This window comes from Candidatus Methylomirabilota bacterium (assembly GCA_036002485.1).
Taxonomy (GTDB): Bacteria; Methylomirabilota; Methylomirabilia; order Rokubacteriales; family CSP1-6; genus AR37.
Window position 1 is genome coordinate 1 of record DASYTI010000037.1, and the last position, 2,731, is coordinate 2,731.

Sequence of the window (2,731 nt, forward strand, 5' to 3'; positions counted from 1 at the left end):
CTCAATCCGGCAGAGACGGGCGAGGCCATGACGCTCATCCGCGCGCTTCAGGCCGAAGGCATCACGGTGCTCATGGTCGAGCACATCGTGTGGGCGCTCATGGACATTTCCCGCCGGATCATCGTGCTGAGCGCGGGGGAAAAGATCGCCGATGGCCTGCCCGCGGCCGTGGCCCGCGATCCGGCCGTGGTGGACGTCTATCTCGGCACCGACGAGGGATCCCATTCCTCTGCTTGAGGTGCAAGACCTCGAGGCGTCCTACGGCGATGTGAGGGTCCTGTCCGCGGTGACCCTGTGCGTCGCCTCCGGCGAGATCGTGGCCCTGCTTGGCTCGAACGGCGCGGGCAAGAGCACGCTCCTCAAATCCATCGCCGGTCTCCTGCCGCCGCGCGCGGGCACCATTCGCTGGGACGGGGAGGATCTGTCTCGCATCGGCGCGCATCAGATCGTCGAGCGCGGCCTGGCCATGGTGCCGGAGGGGCGTCGGCTCTTCGCAGGCATGACGGTGCAGGAGCATCTCGATCTCGGCGCCTTCACTCCGCGGGCGCGGGCCGTCCGCCCCGCGAGCCTCGAGCGCGTCTACGCGCTCTTCCCTCTCCTCCACGAGCAGCGTCGTCAGATCGTGCGGGCGCTCTCGGGAGGCCAGCAGCAGATGGTGGCCATCGGGCGCGCGCTCATGACCAATCCGAGACTGCTCATGCTGGACGAGCCCTCGTTGGGGATCGCCCCGCGCCTCGTGCGGAGCATCCTGGCCGCCCTGGCCGAGATCAACCGGGCGGGCGTGGCCGTGCTTCTCGTCGAGCAGAACGTGCAGGCCGCGCTCACCCTGGCCCACCGCGCCTATGTCCTCGAGTCGGGCCGGATCACTGTCGAGGGGCCGAGCGCCGCCCTGCTCTCCGACGCGCACGTCCGCCGCGCCTATCTCGGCCCCCTGGCCACCCGCGCGTGAGCTCGCTCGCTCAACAGATCATCCTCGGCGTCTTGATCGGCGGCCTCTACGGCCTCGCCGCGGCCGGGCTCTCCGTCGTCTTCGGTGTCCTCAAGGTCCTCAACGTCGCGCATGGCGAGCTGATCATGCTCGGCGGCTACGGAGCATTCTGGACGGTCGCCCTCCTGGGCATGGACCCGTTCGGGTCTCTGGTGCTGGTGGTGCCGCTCTCCCTGCTCGCCGGCGTCTGCCTCTACGGAGCGCTCTTCGGCTTCGTGGTCCGCGCCAACGAGGAGACGCGAGAGAAGAACTCCCTGCTCATCGGCTTCGGCCTCGCCCTGGTGCTGCATGCCCTCGCCGTCAGGCTCTGGACGGCCGATGAGCGATCAATCATCACGCTCTATGGAGGCGCCGTCATCACGGTGGCGGGACTTTCCATCCCCGTGGTCCGTCTCCTGAGCCTGGTCCTGGCCTTCGCAGTGATCGGGGGACTCCAGCTCCTGCTGACCCACTGGCGATGGGGCAAGGCCATCCGCGCGACGGCCGAGGACTGGCAGGCCGCGCTGCTCACCGGCATCGACGTCCGGCGCGCGTACCTGCTCGCCTTCGCCATCGGCACCGGCCTGGCCGGCATCGCGGGCGTCCTCGTGAGCGTGGGGTACTCCATCAGCCCCTCCATCGGGCTCGAGTGGACGCTGAAGGCGCTCATCGTCGTGGTCCTGGCCGGGCTGGGCTCGATGATCGGCACTTTCATCGGGGGAATCCTGCTCGGCGTGGCCGAGGCCTTGAGCGCGGCGGCCTTTGGCGGCCCCTATCGCGAGGTCGTGGGCCTCGTCATCTTCGTCATCGTGCTCTGCGTCCGACCGCGGGGGCTCTTCGGGCGATGACCCCGCTCGCGAATCGACTCGAGCTCGCCTGGGGCGCTGGCATTCTCGTCGCCTTCGCCGCGCTGGCGCTCTTGCCGCTGGCCGTCACTCGCGACGACGTCCTCAACCTCGTCTTCCTCATCCTGCTCTCGATCACGCTGGCGGAAAGCTGGAATATCCTCGCCGGCTACGTCGGGCAGATAAACCTGGGACACGCCGCCTTCTTCGGACTCGGCGCCTTGGTCACGCGCACCCTCTGGGCCTGGGGCACGCCGATCCTTCTCGCCATGCTGGCGGGCGCAGCGGCCTCCGCGGTCTTCGCCTTGCCCATCGGGGCGGCCGCCTTCCGGCTGCGCGGGGCGTATTTCGCCGTGGGCACCCTCGCGCTCGGAGAGATCCTGCGCACGACGGTCGCCAATGTCCTGCCGGAGATCTCCACGCTGCCCACGAGCGTCATCGGGAGCTATCGCTTGTCACACCGCTACTATCTCGCCCTGGCCCTGGCCGCGCTCTCGGTGACCATGGCGGGAGGGCTGGGCGCGTCCCGAGCGGGCCTCGGCATGCGAGCGATCCGCGAAGACGAGGACGCGGCGGAGGCGTCCGGCGTCGGCTCGCTCTGGCTCAAGCTCTTCGCGCTCGTGCTCTCCACGGGGCTGGCCGGGCTGGCGGGAGGGCTCTTCGCCTACTACCACATCAGCTACTACCCCTCGCACGGATTCAGCCCCACCTGGACCTTCGACGCGCTCCTCATGACTTTCATCGGAGGCGTGGGAACTCTGCACGGGCCCGTCCTGGGCGCGGTGGTCTACGTCATGCTCAAGGAGTACCTCGCCGTCCGCTGGGTCGACTTCCACCTGCTCATCTTCGGCGGCCTCTTCATTGCCATCGTGCTGCTGCTGCCTGGCGGGCTGGTCCAGGCCGGTGCCCGCACCCGCCG

The 2,731-nt window shown here is 69.1% G+C and carries 4 protein-coding genes; all 4 read left to right on the forward strand.

Annotated features, from left to right (window positions below):
• Positions 1-237 (forward strand): ABC transporter ATP-binding protein (locus VGT00_04475; GenBank protein HEV8530653.1); only part of this gene is annotated, 237 nt, incomplete at its 5' end.
• Between the two features lie 49 nt (positions 238-286).
• On the forward strand, positions 287-949 hold the full coding sequence (locus VGT00_04480; protein HEV8530654.1) for an ABC transporter ATP-binding protein: 663 nt from the start codon (positions 287-289) through the stop codon (positions 947-949).
• Positions 946-1,815 (forward strand): branched-chain amino acid ABC transporter permease, encoded by an 870-nt coding sequence (locus VGT00_04485; GenBank protein HEV8530655.1) that lies wholly within the window; start codon positions 946-948, stop codon positions 1,813-1,815. Before VGT00_04480 ends, VGT00_04485 begins: the two co-directional genes overlap by 4 nt.
• On the forward strand, positions 1,812-2,731 hold a 920-nt coding region (locus VGT00_04490; protein ID HEV8530656.1), incomplete at its 3' end, for a branched-chain amino acid ABC transporter permease. The genes VGT00_04485 and VGT00_04490, both read left to right, overlap by 4 nt.